Raw genomic sequence first — 18,419 nt, 5'->3', positions numbered from 1 at the left:
AAACTATAAAGATGTCCTAGATTACCCTGACAATCGAATTTAAATTGTGTCTTCACCCAACAATTTTTATGAAATTGAGATGAAGTCTAATTGAAATTACGTAGAGAAAATTACTGAAACTCAGCATAGCCGAAGTAGCCGCGATTCGTCTCTTAACGCACGTTAGTAAATTAGCCAAAGATTTATATATACTTTATTAGCGCTTAATCATTAATTCGCTAAAATCCTGGCTTGGGGTGGTTATAGTAATTAAACAAAATGGCATCTACCTTAAGTAAGTTAGAAGTAGAATTTACTGAAGCGGCAAATAACTGGAACCTGGAAAAGTTATACATAGATTTGGCAGTGGCAAAAGGCAAAAGCCTCACCCAAGTGGAAAAGAAGATTTTGCGAGGATTGCTCTGCGGTTATAGTCCAGCAGAAATTGCCGATCAAGTTTATCAAAGTCGAAGGAGCAATTCAGTTAGAGTCTACTTATCTAATGGTATTTATAAATATATAGAAAAAATGCTGGGTGATAAAACAGAACACTTAATAAAAGTCAAAAGTTGGAGTCGAGTAATTCACTTGCTAGAAAAGGCTGGATATAAAACAGATATATTTGAAGGATTTACCCCAAAAAGTTGTTTAGCAAAAACAGATCAAAAATCGACTAATTTATTGTTATCAAATAATAAAAATCAAGAGTGGGAAGAGGCAATTGATACGTCCATTTTCTACGGACGAGAGGAAGAATTAGCCACACTCAAGCAATGGATTGTCAAAGACCACTGTCGGATTGTGACAATATTAGGGATGGGAGGAATCGGTAAAACAGCTTTATCTATACGCAGTGCAGAATTGATTAAAGATAAATTTGATTACGTAATCTGGCGATCGCTACACCATGCGCCACCCATCCAAGACATCCTGGCAACCGTGCTAAAGTTTCTATCAAACAATTCGGAAACAAATTTACCAGACACCGTAAATGCTAGGATATCGCGGTTGATTGACTGCTTACGCTCCTCACGCTGTCTGCTAGTTCTAGATAATGCCGAAGCAATTCTACAAAGTGGCGATCGCGCTGGTTGCTACCGCCAAGGATATGAAGGTTACGGAGAACTTTTCAGGCGAGTGGGAGAAACACTGCATCAAAGCTGTCTGGTGCTGACAAGCCGGGAAAAACCTAGAGAATTGGTATCCTTAGAAGGCAATAAGCTACCCGTGCGATCGTTACAGTTGGGTGGTTTAAAACTGCAACAAGGACGGGAAATCTTCAAGACAAAAGGAGACTTCTTTGGTTCTGAGGACGAATGGATAGCATTAATTGATTTTTATGCAGGCAATCCGCAAATATTAAAGATAGTCGCGACCACGATTTTAACGTTGTTTCAGGGTAATATATCCCAATTTCTAGAACAAGGTAATCTAGTTTTTGGCGACATTTGCGCTCTTTTAGACCAGCAGTTTAATCGCTTGTCAGATTTAGAAAAGAAAGTTATGTATTGGCTAGCAATTAAACAGGGGTCGATTTCGCTGACTGAGTTGCGAGGGGATTTGCCTCCCATATCTCAGTCGGAGTTACTAGAAACTCTGGAATCCCTATTGAAGCGATCGCTAATTGAGAATAATTCAGCTAGATTTACCCAAAAACCTTTGATAACGGAGTACATGACAAAACGATTAATCAAGCAGGTTTTTAACTAACGCCTTTGTTAGCGGTCGTTAATTGTTGAATCTGGCTGCTGTAAAAAACTGTCTTAAGCGAATAAAAAACTATCCTGCTTTTCGCTTACAATCCTGATGACTGGGAAGGCACCTGCCAAATCTTAATGCTGCCATCATGACTGCCACTGGCTAAAGTTTGTCCATCGGGACTGAAGGCGAAGGAATTTACTTGGCTATCATCTCCTGCCAAAGTGCTTTTAAGTTCGCCAGTGCGGGGATTCCATAGCTTAATCGTATTGTCCAAACTGCCGCTGGCGATCGCTTGCCCCTTGGGGCTAAAAGCAACAGAATTAATTAAATTGGCATTTCCCTTCAAAGTGGCGATCGCGTCCCCGTTACGAGGATTCCACAGCTTGATGGTGCCGTCATTACTGCCACTCGCCAGGAGTTTTCCATCGGGACTAAAGGCGACGGAATTTACCCAATCAGAATGCCCTTCTAGGGTACGAATGCGGATGCCCGTGCGCGGATTCCATAAGTTGATCGAGCGATCGGCACTACCACTGGCTAATGTTTGCCCATCCGGGCTAAAGGTAACGCAATTCACCGCATCTAAATTCCCCGTCAGGGTGCGGATGAGTTCCCCATTACTGAGCTGCCAAAGCTTGATCGTCTTGTCTAAACCACTGCTGGCTAAAGTTTTTCCATCGGGACTGATGGCAATGGATAAAACTGAGGTGGAATCCCCGTTAAGGGTATGGATGAGTGCCCCGTTACTGAGTTGCCATATCTTGATGGTGCCGTCATAACTGCCACTGGCAACAAGTTTTTTATCCGAACTAATGGCAACGGCATGAATGGGTTTGATATGTCCTGCTAGGGTACGGATGCGGATACCTTTGGGTAAATTCCACAACTTGATAGTGCCATCTTCACCGCCACTGGCAAGAATCTGCCCATCGGTACTGATGGCGATCGCCTGCACATACTTAGAATGCCCTGTAAGCGTGTTGAGTGGCTGGGCTGGCGGGGATGCCGTAGTTGATGTATAGGCTAAGGTTAAATCCTTCCCTGTTACAGGGTTGGCAGAGGATTCGAGCGAACTGCACCCAGTCAAAGTCGTCACTGCACCCAAAGCGATCGCCACGAAAACTTTTCCGAACTTTGGCTGATGTGTCATGGATAGTCACCGCAGAAAACATCACGTCTATCCAGGATGGATACAATATAAATTTGGAGCTGTCATCATCCACTCGGATGAGCATATCTGGTTATGTCCCTGCCTGTTGTCGCTATTATCGGTCGCCCGAATGTGGGCAAATCTACTCTTGTCAATCGATTGGCAGGTGTACAAGACGCCATTGTGCATGATGAACCTGGAGTCACGCGCGATCGCACCTATCGTTCCGCCTTCTGGGAAGACCGGGAGTTTGTCATCGTCGATACCGGCGGCTTGGTGTTTAATGATGACACCGAGTTTTTACCCCTAATTCGGGAACAGGCAATGTTGGCACTCTCAGAAGCGAGTGCAGCAATCTTTGTCGTCGATGGTCAGAGTGGGTTAACAGCAGCGGATGAAACGATCGCCGACTGGTTGCGTCAACAACCCGTGCCCGTCCTGCTAGCGGTGAATAAATGCGAATCCTCCGAACAAGGTCTCACCCAAGCAATGGAGTTTTGGGAACTGGGATTGGGCGAACCCTTCCCCGTCTCAGGCATTCATGGAAGTGGTACCGGCGAATTACTCGATGCCCTGATTACCTATATCGTGCCAGCAGGAGAAATCCCAGAAACAGAAGAAATTAAAGTCGCCATTGTCGGACGTCCCAATGTCGGGAAATCCAGCTTGTTGAACGCTTTTGTCGGCGAAAATCGTTCTATCGTTAGCCCCATCTCTGGCACGACCCGCGATGCCATCGATATGGTAGTAGAACGCAACGGTAAAACCTACCGACTGATCGATACCGCCGGGATTCGCAAAAAGAAAAACGTTGAATACGGCCCGGAATTTTTTGGGATTAATCGTGCGTTTAAAGCAATTCGTCGCGCCGACGTAGTTTTATTAGTCATTGACGCGGTGGATGGCATCACCGAACAAGACCAAAAACTGGCTGGGCGGATTGATGAAGAAGGTCGCTCTTGCGTCATCGTCATCAATAAGTGGGATGCTGTTGAAAAGGATTCCTACACCATCTACGAGTTTGAACGCAACTTTAAAGGACGGTTGAACTTTATCGATTGGGCAGAAACAATTTTTGTCAGCGCTCAAACAGGTCAGCGGGTGGAAAAAATTCTAGATTTAGTGAATACAGCAGCCGAACAACACAAACGCCGCGTCACGACTGCTGTAATTAATGAAGTGCTACAAGAAGCGATTTCTTGGGTTTCCCCGCCCACGACCCGCCAAGGACGTCAGGGCAAGATTTATTACGGCACCCAAGTGAGCAGCCAACCTCCAGCGATCGCGCTATTTGTCAACGATCCCAAACGCTTCAATGACAACTATCGCCGCTACATCGAAGGTCAATTCCGAAAACAGTTGGGTTTTACTGGAACCCCAGTACGCTTATTCTGGAGAGGGAAAAAAGTCCGCGAGGTGGAAGCGGGCAGTCGTAGTAACCGAGCTACTCGCGTTTAATCGATTAAAAATTAAAAATGTAAAATGAATTTTTGCATTTTTAATTTTTAATGTTTAATTTTTAATTTTCTATGGATTTACTGCGATCGCTGCCGCTGGGGCTGTACCTCGAACAACCAATCACTTGGCTGCATCACCTCGACCCCAGGGTGAAAATAGCTTGGTTGATGAGCTTTCTCATCGCTCCAGTCCTGGCAAATCCCATCTGGCGCATCGCTCTGGCGGTGCTGCTAGTTGCCATTACTGTGACGGCGGCGATTCCATTGCGCGTATGGAAGCAACAAATGGGTTGGCTGTTGATGCTGTGCTTTTTTGTGTTCATCCTGAGCATGATTGCTCCCGATGGGCTAGGAGCGGACTCTCAGCGACGCCTCCCAGCCGATGAAATATCTTTTATTCAGAAACCTGCTACTCCCAAGCCAGGAGTTGTCAAATCCGCTGCAACTCAAAAACCAGAGGCGACAAAACCAGTCTCCTCTCAAAACCCTTCAAACTACCGTTACGTGCTGTTCCATCAAGGGCCAGTCAAAATTACTCGCAAGTCCTTGGCGCTAGCGATTAACGTGAGTACCTTACTATTTACCTTAATTTACAGCACCAACCTGTTTTTGCTAACCACAGCTCCAGAGGAGATTACTGCGGGGATCGAGAGTTTGATGCGACCCCTGCGAGCATTCAAATTTCCCGTGACAGAAGTTGCTCTAACCTTAACTTTATCGCTGCGCTTTATTCCCCTGGTTTTAGAAGAAGTGCAGAATTTAGTTCGTTCCGTGCGGACACGGGCAATTAACTGGAAAAAACTGGGTATCCGCAAAAGTCTGCAACTTTGGTTGATGGTCGCCGAACGATTGCTTGAAAATCTCCTCTTACGAGCCGAGCAAATTGCTAGCGCCATGAAGGTTCGCGGCTTTACCAGCCCCAATAGCCATCGCGTCCAATGGCACCAGTTGCGTCTCAAGAAGAGCGACTGGGCGGGACTGGTGAGTTTAGCCGTACTTTGGGGGGCACGGCTGATGTGGGGATGGGAGAGTTAAGAATTAAAAATTCATATGAAACCTTGGTTTTGGCGATCGCTTCCTCTACAACATCGAACTGGCTCAGAAGTATTCGCCGCCCTGTTTCTGGACGCTGGTAAAATTGCTACCCTACTCGAAAGTCCCTACAATCCGCTCCTTCAACACTCACCTGAAGCCAAGAACGCGATCGCCAGATATTCGATTTGTGCCGGTGCGCCGCGCTTTATAGATGGCGTGCAAGCAGTGTGGACTCCACCCGTTGGCGAGATCCTCCCCTTCCTACGCCGCTTGCGGCAACGTTCTGCCTTCAGGCATGAGTCCCTACAGCCGTCACTACCTTTCACTGGCGGCTGGCTGGGATGGCTGGGTTATGACCTCGCTTGGGAGATTGAGCAGCTACCCAATTTAAATTCTGACCCCCTACCATTCCCGGTTGCTTATTGGTATGAACCAGCATCCTTTGCTGTCCTCGATCACTGGGAACAAACCCTATGGCTAGCCGCTAGCGATGAAGCTGAACTCGATTCCTTGCAAAACCTGCTAGAAAGCCGAACGCAGTGCGGGATAGCAGAGGAGCCAGCATCTTCAATCCTAAATCCGAAATCCCCTCATTTCCATTTTTGGACGCCCCAAACTGACTACGAAGATGCGGTGCGGCAAGCGAAAAAGTATATCCGAGCCGGAGATATCTTTCAGGCAAATCTTTCCCTACGCTTTGAAAGCCGCGTAACCGCCAGTCCTTGGGCAATTTATCAAGCGTTACACCAAATTAATCCTTCTCCCTTTGCTAGCTATTGGCAGACTCCGTGGGGGGCACTCATCAGCTGTTCTCCAGAACGATTGGTTCAGATGCACGATCGACAAGCGCAAACGCGACCGATTGCGGGAACGCGATCGCGCGGCACTACACCCGCCCTCGACGAGCATTTGGCGCAAGACTTGATTGCCAATGCCAAAGAAAGAGCCGAACACATTATGCTGGTGGATTTAGAGCGAAACGACTTGGGGCGTGTGTGCGAGTGGGGTTCTGTAGAAGTCAACGAACTTTTCACAATTGAGCGCTACAGCCATGTCATGCACCTCGTAAGCAACGTTATCGGTAAAATTCGCCCAAACTACGACGCTGTTGACCTGATTCGCGCCTTCTTCCCTGGCGGTACTATCACTGGGTGTCCGAAAGTCCGCTGCATGGAAATCATTGAAGAACTCGAACCCGTGCGTCGCAATTTGTTCTACGGTTCCTGTGGCTTTCTCGATTGGCGCGGGCACCTAGATTTAAATATCTTGATCCGTACTCTCCTCTATCCCAAGCGTGCCGATGCAGCGATGGTTTACGGGCAAGTCGGGGCGGGAATCGTTGCCGATAGCGATCCAGAACGAGAATGGCATGAGTCTCTACACAAAGCTCAAGCTCTGCTGGCAGCCTTGGGAAGTTTTAATGTTATTAGTGATTAGTTCTGGGTCATCAGTCCAGTGCCATTGGCGAATGGCTGCCAGACAGGGTTTTGAAGAGCCACTCTTCTATTAGCAACTAGCAACAGAATGATTCGGCTGGGAACAGATATTGTTTATATGCCTCGAATTAAAGCCGCTGTTGAACGCTTTGGCGATCGCTTCTTGCAGCGCGTCTATACTTTTGATGAACAACAAGATTGCGGCTACACTCAGGACGATATCAGTCGCCTCTCTATCAACCAGCTAGCAGGGCGCTGGGCGGCAAAAGAAGCCGTTGCTAAAGCACTGGGAACTGGATGGCGGGGAGTCAGCTACACCGATATTGAGATTCGACGTTTACCCACAGGTGCGCCGCAAGTATTTCTTCACCATTCAGCCGCCGCCCAGACAGCAGGGTGGGAAGATTGTCAGTGGCAGCTAAGCATCAGCCATGATGGCGATTATTCGGTAGCCACCGCCATCCTCGTTTGCTCACCCTGAAAAGTGTCGCCAATTCCCAAACATTCTCTCTGAGGTGCCCGAATACAAGCTATCATCTGCATAGTTTGAACTAGAGTGAAACATCTTGGGTTTCAACAGAGAGCGGCTGGCGCGAGTCGCACTGCCGCTTAAACTCTTCGACTTTTCCCAATCTCTCCCTTAGGGATGGGCATTCTTCGCGTGGATGTTAATGAGCAGCGAAACCTATTTAAATCACCCTACATTTGGCTTACTTTACAGAGTGTGTCTGCTTGAGGACAGCCAGGAACTATTTACGACCCTTTATGCCCAGCGTCTCTTCTTTTTGGTGAATACCAGTCCTACCGGCATCACGTTTGAACCGATTACCCGCAGCGATGGTCGCCTCATGGTGGAAAACCGTTTGCGGATGCTCCGTCGCAACGGTCAAATGGAGGAGTACACCCAACTTCAGGCTATTCATAAGCGAACATTTCAATAGGGGCAAGCAATTAAAAATTAAAAAATCCTTTTTAATGCAAGCATTTTTAATTTTTGCTTCCCTGTTTATTTTCAAGTGAAGTCAAATGACTGGAGCGATCGCCCAACGCCTTTCTGAAATTCGCCAGCAACTACCGGAATCTGTCCGCCTCATCGCCGTTACGAAACAGGTTTCCCCTGAAGCCATGCGCGAAGCTTATGCAGCGGGAGTAAGGGATTTCGGCGAAAGTCGCATCTCTGAAGCTGAACTTAAACAAGCGCAACTGCAAGATTTACCAGACATCACCTGGCACCTGATTGGACACCTTCAAAGTAATAAAGCTCGAAAAGCCCTAGAACAATTTCAGTGGATTCACTCGATAGATAGTTTAAAATTAGCCCAACGATTAAACGAACTGGCGCTTGAGCTGTCGCGATCGCCCTTCATCTGCCTGCAAGTGAAACTACTGCAAGATCCCAACAAGTATGGGTGGACAGTTCCTCAACTGCTTGCCGATTTACCAGCCCTGAATGAGTGCTACAATCTGCAAATTCAAGGTTTGATGACAATCCCGCCTTTCGATCTCAAGGCTTCTGAAATCCTGTCAGTTTTCGATAGAACCCGCAAACTAGCCGATGAAATCAGACAGCAAAACTGGTCAAATATTCAAATGCAGCAGCTATCAATGGGAATGTCAGGTGATTACCCGCTAGCTGTGCAATCTGGGGCAACAATGATACGTTTGGGGCGAATTATTTTTGGAGAACGGGCATCCTGAAAAGCCCCACTATGCTTACAAATGTCAACATCTATTCCGAACAGATGAGTGGGGTAATGAAGAGGCATCGGATATTATATTGCCAGCACGACTATATGATTATTATTGTCGTTTCCTTAAACTAGGACTGCTGCCTCAAGGGTGCCCTGCGATCCCAGCCCCAAAGTCTAACCTTAAATCGTGATGGAGCGTGAACTGTGAATAATATTTTTTCTAAGCTACGAGATTTCGTGGGTCTCAATGAGCCAGCTCAATACGAGTATGACGAGTACGAAGAAGCCGAGGGAGAAGAGTACCAAAATCTCTATCAAGAACAGCATCCTCAACCGACGACAGCAGAAGAAGAACGTCGCCAGAGCCGTCGAGCGCGGACAAACACACCTGTTGCAAGAGAAATAGAAATGGGGACAACAATGAATAATGTGATTGGGATGCCCGGTTCGGTGAATGGAATTTCGGAAGTGATCGTGATGGAGCCACGTTCTTTTGAAGAAATGCCCCAGGCAATTCAAGCATTGCGCGAGCGGAAGTCAGTCGTGTTAAACCTGACAATTATGGACCCAGATCAGGCGCAACGAGCTGTAGACTTTGTGGCTGGTGGCACTTATGCGATCGATGGGCACCAAGAGCGGATCGGCGAAAGTATCTTTCTGTTTACACCGAGTTGTGTTCAAGTCAGTACCCAGACTGGCGTGGTTCACGAAGTGCCTCAACCACAAGTCCGGATTCCCCGTCCCTCTGCCCCCTCCCCAGCTTGGTCAAACGAACCGACCCGGATGGCGCAGTAAAATTTCTGAGTCGAGACGCTTGTTAGCGGTCAATGGTCAGTCGTAACGGCTAAAAACAACTGACCGCCGACAACGGACTTTTCATGCTGATAGGGATTGGGGGACGAGGTTGGCTACTAAATTCGGCATGATTGGTGGCGGGGTAATGGGAGAAGCTCTATTATCCCGCCTGATGCAAAAACAACTTTATGCCACAGAAGAAGTCTTGGTGAGTGAGCCGCAAAAAGAGCGGCGAGACTTTTTGGCACAGCAGTACGGCATCCAGGTGACGGCAGAGAATCGGGCGGTGGCGGCGGCAAAGGATGTGCTGTTACTGGCGATTAAACCTCAAGTGTTTGCAGCGGTGGCGACAGACTTGGAGAAAGAACTTTCTGCCCAAGCGTCGCCGCCAGTAGTGATTTCGATTATGGCGGGTGTTTCTTTGAGGCAACTGGAAGCAGCTTTTCCCCAGGCTCCAGCGATTCGGGCGATGCCGAATACTCCAGCGACGGTAGGGGCAGGAATGAGTGCGATCGCGCTGGGTCAGTACGCCACCCAGCAGCACCTAGAACAGGCAAAGGCGATTTTCCAGGCGGTGGGAGAGGTCGTTGAAGTGCCAGAATCTTTAATGGATGCGGTAACAGGGCTTTCGGGTTCGGGTCCCGCTTATGTGGCGCTGATGGTGGAAGCACTCGCAGATGGTGGGGTAGCAGCTGGATTGCCAAGAGCGATCGCGTCTTCGTTAGCCCTGCAAACCGTCTTGGGGACTGCCCATCTGTTGCACGAATCGGGAATGCATCCCGCTCAACTAAAAGACCGCGTGACTAGCCCTGGAGGTACAACTATTGCTGGGATTGCCCAGTTAGAAAGGGCTGGTTTCCGCTCAGCTTTGATTGAGGCAGTGGTGGCGGCTTCTCGGCGCTCTCAGGAGCTTGGTCGTTAATGCATCGCTGAATACTCTTTTCCGGCTACCAAAAGTAAAATGATTTGTTAAAAATCCTTTATGCGGCAAAAATGGGCAAATAAAGTCTTTATTTTTAGCCTTTTGCTGATACTGGTCGTTACACTTTTTCCTTACGATTTTGCCTTTAAAGAGAATGCTAGTAAAATAAATTATCGCTTTCTCACTTCAGAATTTTTTAAGTTAAGAAATTTTTACGACTTAATCACTAACGTTTTATTATTCTCCCCCTTTGGTTTCGTCTTTTCCTGCTTGATGCAGCAAAAAAGATTCTTAGGGAGAAAGACACTTGTTTTCATCTTATTAACTTCTTTTTGTTTAAGTTTTACAATTGAGATTTTACAGTTATTTATTCCTTCTCGAAGTTCCTCTTTTGTCGATATTGGTGCCAGTATTTTAGGTGCTTTTATCGGTTTTTTAAGCTTTCGTTTAGGGGGAGATAAAAGCCTAGGAGCAGCCTTAAATCTTCTTAGAAGTAGTAAGAGTTTTCTTTCAATCAAAAAGTTAACGGCTGCTTTTATTGGATATATTATATTGATTTTTATAACGACGCTCCTTTGGCAAAATTCTGGAAGTCTCAGTAATTGGAATCACACTTTCCCGCTGAGTCTTGGCAACGAGCCAACCGGAAATAGACCTTGGAAAGGATATATTTCAGAGCTATACGTCGCGAATAAAGCAGTTTCAGATCAAGAAGCAGAATCCGCCTTTTCCTCGGAAATTCCATTTTCTGCAATCAAAAAAGACCTAGTAGCGGTATATCAATTGACTGGTACAGGTAGTTACCCCGATTTAACTGGGCACCTTCCAGATTTATCTTGGCGAGGCAATTTCCCAACTACTCAGGATCAAAGGGGTGCTTCTCTCGATTCCAATCATTGGCTAGAGACAAAAAGCTCTGTAGCTTTAATGACCCAAAAGATTGCTGAAACTTCTCAATTTACAATAGGTGCCGTTGTCGCTACTGCTGACACAATGCAGGCTGGCCCTGCTCGAATTATTTCCCTTTCAGCAGATGATGAAAGCCGCAATTTTACCCTTGGGCAAAAGGGAGCGGATTTGGTGTTTCGAGTGCGAACTCCAGTCACCGGAAAAAATGCAACAAACTATCAACTAGCTGTTCCAAATGTTTTTGGTGACACCAAGAATCATCAGATACTTCTTACCTATGAAGGGTCAATTCTTAAAATTTATATAGATGGATTGAAACAACCTTATTCACTGAAACTGGTTCCGGAGGTGATGATTTTTCAGTTATTACCTTTTGATGCTAATAGTATTAATCTAGAAATCTACAAAATTTTCTATTATGGATTGATTTTTATCCCTATTGGCTTCTTTCTAGCACTCATTAGTGCAAGAGCCAGGGGAAAACTTATTTTTTATGCTGTATTGCTTTTTGGAGGAATTTTATTCCCATCTTTAATATTAGAAGTCATATTAGCGATTGGAACCCAGAGAGCAATTAGGCTGGATAATCTACTATTTAGCATGGCACTAGCTGTTAGCACCATGCTGATAGTGAAAAGGTGGGCTAACTCTTGGTTACGCAGGGAGATAACAGCATAAAAACGAGTAAAGATGCGAAATGACGTTTAGTATCACAACGCCTACGCATCTCTATAAGTTAGGAAATAAGTTAGGAACTTTGTTCGGGTTCTGTTGATAATTTTTGACCGATTTGGGGTTCGGTACCGGCAAGTAAACGCTCAATGTTGCTCTGGTGTCGCCAGATGACGTAGATACCGCCAGCGATCGCAAAGATTAGATAAGGTAACGGCTGCTTGAAAATTAACATCCAAACCGAAACCGCGATCGCACCCGCAATGGAACCGAGGGAAACAATTCGGGAAAAGGCAATAACTGTGCCAAACACCGCTGCTGTTCCCAACGCCACAGGTAAGGACATGGCAAATAAAACGCCCAGGCTCGTGGCAACTGATTTCCCGCCCGTGAAGTTCAGCCAGACAGATTTACTATGACCGATGCTGGCAGCGAATCCGGTGCCAGCGACTAACCAAGATTCCCAGGTGACAGGCAGGACAGACGTTGGCGCAAAAGTTGGCGCGAAGGCATAGAAGGCGTAAACCAAAGCGATCGCGCCGACTCCTTTAAATAGATCGATCAGTAACACCGCGATGGCTGGCCCTTTTCCCAAGTTTCTGAGAACATTGGTGGCACCTGTAGAACCAGATCCCTGCTCTCGAATATCAATCCCTTTGAGCCAGCGTCCTGCCAAATAACCCGTAGGAATCGAGCCTAAGAGATAGGCTGCGATTAACAATGCCCCACTTAAAGCCAGCTGTAGACCCATCTAACGCCTCTTGCTTGTAGCTCAATTCGTCTGTCGCTAATATCTCATATCAGCGGACATCTGCTGAGGATCGGGTGCAAAAGCTAACCACAGAGGAAATTGCAGCAGCGACAGATTAATCTGATCTTCTGTCTCATCAATGATAATTAGCGGCATCTGGCGTTCCTTAACTAAACGCTCTGCCTTTTGCACGACCGCTTCTGGGGATTCAAACAAAACGATTCCCTGTTCTGGACCAAAATCAGAGCGGGAAATGCCCAGACAGTCTTGCAAACCCCGTCGCCATTCTCCCAATCGTTCTGGGGAGTTGGCGAGGATCAGGGCACGAACGCGATCGCCATACAGCGTGCTTAATACCGAGATGACGGAAGAAGCAATCAGGATATTTTGCAGGCGACTGCCCATTGTCCGCAAAGCGCCTCTTCCTCCTTGCGTGAAAAACCAGTTCGCAACTCGCTCCGCATGAACCGGCTCAAAGGTACGACGCAATTGCCAGGGCGGGCCATAATAGTCAGGTCGCGTCCGGTACTGGTCTAAAATACTGCGAATTTGTTTTGCAGTTGATTGAAAGCTCTGTTCTGTAAATTTGGGGTTTACAGGCGATGCAGCCTTCGACTCTTCCACGACTGGAACTGCCTTCGGGGGTTCTGGTTCCTTCTGGAGTTGCAATTCTTCTGCGGCTACTACCAAATCTTGTAAGCTACCGACCAGATAATCTTTAAAGCCTTGCACCCGAATGGCTAATTCTTGGGAGGTGCCAGCAAAGGTTCTTCGCATTTCCTCTCGGATGCGTTCCCGTCGTCGTTCCAGTTGTTCAACGGAAATTTGTAGTGTTTGTCTGCGTTGTTCCAGATCGTTCAAAGACTCCTGCACCAGACGGTTTAACGCCGCTTGGGTTTGAGCCAGCTGGTCTTGCAGAACTTTATTATGAGAAGCTTGCAGGGCGGCAATTTCCTGAATTAATGCCTCTTCCTGCTGTTGTAAATCAGCCACCCGTTGCTCTAAAACAGAGACGGAATTTTCCATCGCTACTGTTATATTTGGCTCCTCAGCATTATCTGATTCCTCAACAACGGCGACTAGAGTTATATCTGGCTCCTCAGGCTCCTCAGAATTATCTGATTCCTCAACAACGGCGGCAATTTCCGCTTCTGAATCATCAAATGCCTCCACAACAGCGGCAATTTGTAATGCTATAAGATTGTCTGAGGCTGGATCGGCAGTTACAGTTTCCTCTTCTGGCGCTTCTAAATTGTCCGATGCTTCAACAACTGGCTGTTGCTTTTGTTCTTGCTCTTGTTCTTGTTCTTGGGTTTGAGGTTCGTCTGAATTCATCTAACAATTAACACTTAACAACTAACAATTAACTACTCATCTGTAAGGACGCGCATCTGTGTATCCCTACGCACTTGCTTTTGGACAGCGTTGTTCCAAGCAAGTTTTTAGCATTTTGGGATCGAAGAGAACCGGCAAAAAGTGAATGCTTTTAACTTCTTTGAAGTAAAACAGAATCGGCACTGGAGTCCAGAAGATCTGCCAATTTTGCCATTCCTGGTAGGGAAAACGCCGAATTAAGGTTTGGGAACGATAAACATCTAATGCTGTTTCGGTGAATTGCAGGCGAATCGTTGCCGCCTGAAACAGCAAGAACAAACCAAATGCAGCGATCGCTAAACTCACCCAAGGTTGAACGAATAACAGCCCAATCGAAGCCGCCACTAACACCAAAGGAATTGCGTAGCTGGGTGCCAGTTCAACAGTTTGTGACGGTAAAGAAGATGTAGTAGTAGTCACAGGCATAAACCCGATATTGTAAACTATCGTACTAGACCTACCCACTTTCTTAGCGTACAAGCTTAAGTGGGGCGGCAGTTTAAATCCCGATTCGAGATTCAAGCTCAGGATTGTAACTTTATTTATTTTAAAGGTTTTCCGCCTCAGACCCCTTTGAGTACGGCACTGCCCGTTCCCTGAAACATCAACCACGATAAGAAAAAGTTAGAAATAAAGATAGCGAGCAAAGCTGTAACGACTGCCGTAGTGGTCGATTGTCCAACACCTTTTGCGCCCCCAGTGGTTGTTAAGCCCCAACTGCAACCAATTACGGCAATCAGCGCCCCAAAGAAAAATGCCTTAATTAAGGCACTACACAAATCCCAGACTTGCAGGAAATTTCGGGCAGACTCTAAAAATACATTTGGGGCAATTCCGTAGAGATTTCTGGCAATGAGCAATCCCCCTGCCATGCCAGTGAGGATAGACAAAATGGTTAAAACTGGCAGCATTAAGCAGCAGGCGATCGCGCGGGGAATCACTAGGTAATCAATTGGGTCAGTTTTCAGCATATAGAGGGCGTCGATTTGCTCGGTGACGCGCATCGTGCCAATTTCAGCGGCAAACGCCGAACCAACTCGTCCTGCCAAAATTACGGCAGTCAGGACGGGACCAAGTTCCCGACATAAGGAAAGCGCTAACACTCCGCCCACAGCACTGCCCGCACCCAAGTTGACAAATTCTCGCGCCACCTGAATGGTGAATACCATGCCGACAAAACCGGCTGTTACCAACGCAATTAAGAGCGATTCTGGGCCAACCATCGCCATTTGGTCGAGGGTGTTGCGCCGATGGATTTTTTTTGTCAGAAGGTGAACGACCACCTGCCCACCCAGCAAAATCGCCGCCAGCAACCGCTGACCCCATAACTCTAAGCTGGAACCGGAAGAAGTCTCGCTCAAGGTTGCCCTGCTGACTTAACGACTGTGTAAAGCATAGATGTGTAAAGCATAGCTGATGAGCGGCGAGCTACAAGAATCTCTTTTGTGCTGTTTGCGTTCTGAAGTGAGGATTCTCAAGGGTTTCGCCCCCTCTGCGGCACTCCTATAGAAGGAATGAATGAATTTCTGAGATATGTTTACGGACTTTAAACAAGATTTTTAAGGTTTATTTAAGATTTCTGACAGATCGGGATAGTGACAGCGATCGCTTCTATCGTATATAGAAGTTGAAAGTCTCGTTCCCAATTCCCCGCTCGGCAGTTCATTCGCACTTACGGTTTCATGAACATTTTGCCTAACTATTTCCGTTCCCTACTCTTGACGAGTTTTCTTAGCTTCACCGCCCCGATTCTGCTGTTCGCTAGTGTGTTGGCAAGTCTGTCCATACTAGGTTACATTCCCCTCCTTGAAGCAGTCAGTCAGTGCGGCAGAGCGGTAATTCTAGAGTTTCTTACCGTCTTCGGCAGCGGATGTTCCATTGAAGGTCTCCTCGTAATCGGTTTTACCTGTAGCGTTGCTGGAGCCATGTTTGACACCTACGCCTTTTATCGTTACCAAAATTTACGTGGAAATTAATCTTTCGCGATCGCTTTCGTCGTTGCCAAATCCCCAACCATCAACAAGCGTTCTGTTGCGCGATCGCAGTTCTGACAGAATTTGTTAGAGAATGCCGTCTCTACCCAAAGTCTCTACCCAAGTTAGGTAATTGTGCCCCCAAAAGCGAGGCACAACCACAAAAGACTTACTTTACAGATTCCACCGATCGCAATTTCGCTTCATTTGTGTCGGATCTGGTCGTAAATCTTCAAATATTCCGCCCCTGGATCTTTCCACGAGTAGTCATACTCCATACCCTGGAGCGCAAGCTGACGAAACTCTTCGGGATGGTTGTACCACAGCTTAAAAGCACGCTCCATTGCTGATTCAAACGCAGGCTCATCACTGTGCTCGAACACAAAACCATTCCGTTTTTCCGGGGGCTTTGTTTGGTCGTAGTCTCGGTCAAACACAGTATTCACCAGTCCACCAACTGCCCGCACGACTGGCACCGTGCCGTACTTTAAGCCAATCATCTGAGTCAGTCCGCAGGGTTCGTAGTTGCTAGGGACAATAATCATATCCGCCCCTGCATAGATCAGGTGGGATAACTCTTCATTAAAGCCAAGTTCTAGATGAACGTCAGGATTCTCATTCAAAAAGGCTTTTTCGTGCTGGAAATGGGTGTTGATTCCCGGTTCCGTTGCCGAACCCAACAGTACAAATTGCGCCCCATTGTTAAGCGCGTAGTAGATCGCATGATGGACAAGATGGACGCCTTTTTGAGCGTCTAAACGACCGATGTAGGCAACGATAGGTTTATCAACGTCGCGGAGCAAAAGTCTCTCCCGGAGGGCTTTTTTAGTCTCGGCTTTCCCTTCTAGATTCTCTTTGCTGTAATGAGCCGGTATATAGCGATCGCTTTCGGGATTCCAAAAATCACGATCGATGCCGTTGAGTACGCCAGTGAATTTATCCTGGTGCAGATGTAAGGTATGACCTAAACCAGAGCCAATCTCCGTGCAGCGGGCTTCCCAAGCATGATGGGGCGAAACGGTCGTCACAGCGTTGGCATAAACAATCCCCCCTTTCATAAAGTTCAAGGCAAAAGGGTTGAAGTTATCTTGCAGGCGATCGTAAGTGAAGTAGCAAGATTCGTTATTCAGCCCGGTTGCCCACAGGGTCTCTTTACCGCCCATCCCTTGATGTTTGAAATTGTGAATGGTGTAGCAAACCCGTTGAAGACCCATCTCATACTTGTAATTCTCGAAGAGCATGACTGGAATTAAGCCGGTCTGCCAGTCATGGCAATGAATGATATCGGGTCGCTTGTTGCTTTGGAGGAGAAATTCTAAAGCGGCTTTGCTGAAGAACGCAAACCGCATATTGTCGTCGTTGCACCCGTAATAACAGCCTCGATTGAAGAAATTATCTTCAGAGTGGGGTTCGATAAAGAAACACAGCCGCCCGTGTACCCAACCACAATAAACAGAACAGTGGACTTTACCGCCATACCAGGGTACCCACAAATCACGGTAAGCATCGTGAAGTCCCCAGATGTGGTCGTACCGCATACAATCGTACTTAGGCAAAATCAGCTCGACGCAATTTCCCTGATTTTCTAACTCCCGACTCAGCCCGTAAACGACATCTCCCAAACCACCAGCTTTGATGACCGGAGCGCATTCAGAGGCAATTTGTACGATGTACATCCTTACTCCTCCTGAGATAGAAATCTATTTTCTTAATTTCACAAAAGTATATATACACCTCAGCAATAGCGACCCCGCCATTCGGTATAAACAATAAAACTGTTATGGGAAGATAAGCGATCGCATCGCGTATCCGTTCTTAGCACCTTTCCTTACTAGCCGGACATCGTTGTTTGATTCCGGCTTCCTTCGCTGGATGCGACCCGTAGAATAGACAAAGCTCGTCCGAGTTCTTTTGGAGGCGATCGCAAATGGTCAGGACACCATCTAAATCCTTAACCTTGGAAGAGTTTCTGAAGCTACCAGAAACCAAACCCGCCAGTGAATACATTGATGGACAAATTATTCAAAAGCCAATGCCGCAGGGGAAACACAGCATAATTCAGACAGAACTACCCACGGTTATCAACACAGTTGTTAAGCCTCAGCGTGTTGCAAAAGCTTTTTCAGAACTGCGATGTACTTTTGGCGGACGTTCAATTGTCCCTGATGTCTCAGTGTTTACCTGGGATAAAATTCCCCGCGATGAGAATGGCGAAATTGCTAACGTTTTCCCATCGGCTCCTGGTTGGGTAATTGAAATCTTATCGCCCGACCAAAGCCAAACGAAAGTCACAAAGAATATTCTGCATTGCCTAAAATATGCAACTCAAATGGGTTGGTTGATCGATCCAAAAGAGCACACAGTGTTTGTTTATCTTCCAACTCAACTTTTAGAATTATTTGATGAACCAGAACAGCAACTTCCCGTGCCATCTTTTGCTAATGAACTGCGACTGACAGTAGAAGAGTTGTTTGGTTGGCTGTTGGCGTAACTTAAATTAAATAGCGATCGCGTCTTGGTCTGTTTGAGTTAGGCGATCGCTTTCAATATGTTTATCCAGGAAAATCTCTAGCT

18 protein-coding genes are annotated in these 18,419 nt (G+C 46.8%); 12 read left to right on the top strand and 6 right to left on the bottom strand.

Annotated features, from left to right (window positions below; genetic code table 11):
- Positions 1–258 precede the first annotated feature (258 nt).
- Entirely contained in the window at positions 259–1,689 is a 1,431-nt protein-coding gene (locus tag NDI33_RS14825; protein WP_190679104.1) for an NB-ARC domain-containing protein, read from the top strand.
- An 85-nt stretch (positions 1,690–1,774) separates the two neighbouring features.
- On the opposite strand, the gene NDI33_RS14820 is transcribed toward NDI33_RS14825, so the two are convergent.
- Positions 1,775–2,830, bottom strand: coding sequence for a WD40 repeat domain-containing protein (locus NDI33_RS14820; RefSeq protein ID WP_190679103.1), 1,056 nt, complete (start codon positions 2,828–2,830; stop codon positions 1,775–1,777).
- A 93-nt stretch (positions 2,831–2,923) separates the two neighbouring features.
- On the opposite strand from NDI33_RS14820, the gene der reads away from it, so the two are divergent.
- The 9 genes from der to NDI33_RS14775 all read left to right on the top strand — a co-directional run bounded on the left by der (position 2,924) and on the right by NDI33_RS14775 (position 11,753).
- Positions 2,924–4,288 (top strand): ribosome biogenesis GTPase Der, encoded by a 1,365-nt coding sequence (der, locus tag NDI33_RS14815; RefSeq protein ID WP_190679102.1) that lies wholly within the window; start codon positions 2,924–2,926, stop codon positions 4,286–4,288.
- Between the two features lie 71 nt (positions 4,289–4,359).
- Positions 4,360–5,322: a CbiQ family ECF transporter T component gene (locus NDI33_RS14810; protein WP_190679101.1), complete on the top strand. Its 963-nt coding sequence runs from the start codon at positions 4,360–4,362 to the stop codon at positions 5,320–5,322.
- Positions 5,323–5,337: 15 nt separating this feature from the next.
- The gene (locus NDI33_RS14805; protein ID WP_190679100.1) at positions 5,338–6,759 is read left to right on the top strand and encodes an anthranilate synthase component I; all 1,422 of its coding nucleotides are present in this window, start codon (positions 5,338–5,340) and stop codon (positions 6,757–6,759) included.
- Between the two features lie 87 nt (positions 6,760–6,846).
- Complete coding sequence (gene acpS / locus NDI33_RS14800; protein ID WP_190432734.1) at positions 6,847–7,239, top strand: holo-ACP synthase; 393 nt, start codon at positions 6,847–6,849, stop codon at positions 7,237–7,239.
- A 190-nt stretch (positions 7,240–7,429) separates the two neighbouring features.
- Complete coding sequence (gene pipX, locus NDI33_RS14795) at positions 7,430–7,699, top strand: transcriptional coactivator PipX (RefSeq protein ID WP_190410751.1); 270 nt, start codon at positions 7,430–7,432, stop codon at positions 7,697–7,699.
- A gap of 85 nt (positions 7,700–7,784) precedes the next feature.
- The gene (locus NDI33_RS14790; protein ID WP_190428585.1) at positions 7,785–8,456 is read left to right on the top strand and encodes a YggS family pyridoxal phosphate-dependent enzyme; all 672 of its coding nucleotides are present in this window, start codon (positions 7,785–7,787) and stop codon (positions 8,454–8,456) included.
- 197 nt (positions 8,457–8,653) lie between these two features.
- A complete protein-coding gene (locus NDI33_RS14785; RefSeq protein WP_190410749.1) occupies positions 8,654–9,244 on the top strand; it encodes a cell division protein SepF in 591 nt (196 codons plus the stop codon).
- Positions 9,245–9,353: 109 nt separating this feature from the next.
- The gene (gene proC, locus NDI33_RS14780; protein WP_190679099.1) at positions 9,354–10,166 is read left to right on the top strand and encodes a pyrroline-5-carboxylate reductase; all 813 of its coding nucleotides are present in this window, start codon (positions 9,354–9,356) and stop codon (positions 10,164–10,166) included.
- Between the two features lie 60 nt (positions 10,167–10,226).
- Entirely contained in the window at positions 10,227–11,753 is a 1,527-nt protein-coding gene (locus NDI33_RS14775; RefSeq protein WP_190428583.1) for a VanZ family protein, read from the top strand.
- A gap of 70 nt (positions 11,754–11,823) precedes the next feature.
- Here NDI33_RS14775 and plsY read toward each other — a convergent pair whose 3' ends face one another.
- From plsY to NDI33_RS14755, 4 genes are all read right to left on the bottom strand, one after another.
- Entirely contained in the window at positions 11,824–12,498 is a 675-nt protein-coding gene (gene plsY, locus NDI33_RS14770; RefSeq protein WP_190410746.1) for a glycerol-3-phosphate 1-O-acyltransferase PlsY, read from the bottom strand.
- Positions 12,499–12,534: 36 nt separating this feature from the next.
- A complete protein-coding gene (locus NDI33_RS14765; protein ID WP_190679098.1) occupies positions 12,535–13,833 on the bottom strand; it encodes a DUF3086 domain-containing protein in 1,299 nt (432 codons plus the stop codon).
- A gap of 66 nt (positions 13,834–13,899) precedes the next feature.
- Positions 13,900–14,298 carry a DUF3119 family protein gene (locus NDI33_RS14760; protein ID WP_190410744.1) on the bottom strand — a complete coding sequence of 133 codons (399 nt, stop codon included), beginning with the start codon at positions 14,296–14,298 and terminating at the stop codon, positions 13,900–13,902.
- Between the two features lie 137 nt (positions 14,299–14,435).
- A complete protein-coding gene (locus NDI33_RS14755) occupies positions 14,436–15,233 on the bottom strand; it encodes an MlaE family lipid ABC transporter permease subunit (protein ID WP_190679097.1) in 798 nt (265 codons plus the stop codon).
- Between the two features lie 321 nt (positions 15,234–15,554).
- Between NDI33_RS14755 and NDI33_RS14750 the strand changes: the two genes are divergently transcribed.
- Positions 15,555–15,848, top strand: coding sequence for a hypothetical protein (locus NDI33_RS14750; protein ID WP_190410742.1), 294 nt, complete (start codon positions 15,555–15,557; stop codon positions 15,846–15,848).
- A gap of 200 nt (positions 15,849–16,048) precedes the next feature.
- Here the strand turns inward: NDI33_RS14750 and glgA are convergent, their stop codons facing one another.
- On the bottom strand, positions 16,049–17,521 hold the full coding sequence (glgA, locus tag NDI33_RS14745) for a glycogen synthase GlgA (RefSeq protein WP_190679096.1): 1,473 nt from the start codon (positions 17,519–17,521) through the stop codon (positions 16,049–16,051).
- Between the two features lie 251 nt (positions 17,522–17,772).
- Here glgA and NDI33_RS14740 point away from each other — a divergent pair, with 251 nt between their 5' ends.
- A complete protein-coding gene (locus NDI33_RS14740) occupies positions 17,773–18,336 on the top strand; it encodes a Uma2 family endonuclease (protein ID WP_190679094.1) in 564 nt (187 codons plus the stop codon).
- The last annotated feature ends 83 nt before the right edge of the window (positions 18,337–18,419 follow it).

Origin of the sequence: Trichocoleus sp. DQ-A1, assembly GCF_039961955.1 — a bacterium.
Lineage (GTDB): Bacteria > Cyanobacteriota > Cyanobacteriia > Cyanobacteriales > FACHB-T130 > FACHB-T130.
Note: the sequence above shows the minus strand (reverse complement) of the source record. Positions and strands in the feature narration are given on the sequence as shown.

Bases quoted from the DNA above. Each gene is read 5' to 3' on its own strand.
- NDI33_RS14825 (WP_190679104.1), top strand. From the start codon at position 259: ATGGCATCTACCTTAAGTAAGTTAGAAGTAGAATTTACTGAAGCGGCA.
- NDI33_RS14820 (WP_190679103.1), bottom strand. From the start codon at position 2,830: ATGACACATCAGCCAAAGTTCGGAAAAGTTTTCGTGGCGATCGCTTTG.
- der (WP_190679102.1), top strand. From the start codon at position 2,924: ATGTCCCTGCCTGTTGTCGCTATTATCGGTCGCCCGAATGTGGGCAAA.
- NDI33_RS14810 (WP_190679101.1), top strand. From the start codon at position 4,360: ATGGATTTACTGCGATCGCTGCCGCTGGGGCTGTACCTCGAACAACCA.
- NDI33_RS14805 (WP_190679100.1), top strand. From the start codon at position 5,338: ATGAAACCTTGGTTTTGGCGATCGCTTCCTCTACAACATCGAACTGGC.
- acpS (WP_190432734.1), top strand. From the start codon at position 6,847: ATGATTCGGCTGGGAACAGATATTGTTTATATGCCTCGAATTAAAGCC.
- pipX (WP_190410751.1), top strand. From the start codon at position 7,430: ATGAGCAGCGAAACCTATTTAAATCACCCTACATTTGGCTTACTTTAC.
- NDI33_RS14790 (WP_190428585.1), top strand. From the start codon at position 7,785: ATGACTGGAGCGATCGCCCAACGCCTTTCTGAAATTCGCCAGCAACTA.
- NDI33_RS14775 (WP_190428583.1), top strand. From the start codon at position 10,227: ATGCGGCAAAAATGGGCAAATAAAGTCTTTATTTTTAGCCTTTTGCTG.
- plsY (WP_190410746.1), bottom strand. From the start codon at position 12,498: ATGGGTCTACAGCTGGCTTTAAGTGGGGCATTGTTAATCGCAGCCTAT.
- NDI33_RS14765 (WP_190679098.1), bottom strand. From the start codon at position 13,833: ATGAATTCAGACGAACCTCAAACCCAAGAACAAGAACAAGAGCAAGAA.
- NDI33_RS14760 (WP_190410744.1), bottom strand. From the start codon at position 14,298: ATGCCTGTGACTACTACTACATCTTCTTTACCGTCACAAACTGTTGAA.
- NDI33_RS14750 (WP_190410742.1), top strand. From the start codon at position 15,555: ATGAACATTTTGCCTAACTATTTCCGTTCCCTACTCTTGACGAGTTTT.
- glgA (WP_190679096.1), bottom strand. From the start codon at position 17,521: ATGTACATCGTACAAATTGCCTCTGAATGCGCTCCGGTCATCAAAGCT.
- NDI33_RS14740 (WP_190679094.1), top strand. From the start codon at position 17,773: ATGGTCAGGACACCATCTAAATCCTTAACCTTGGAAGAGTTTCTGAAG.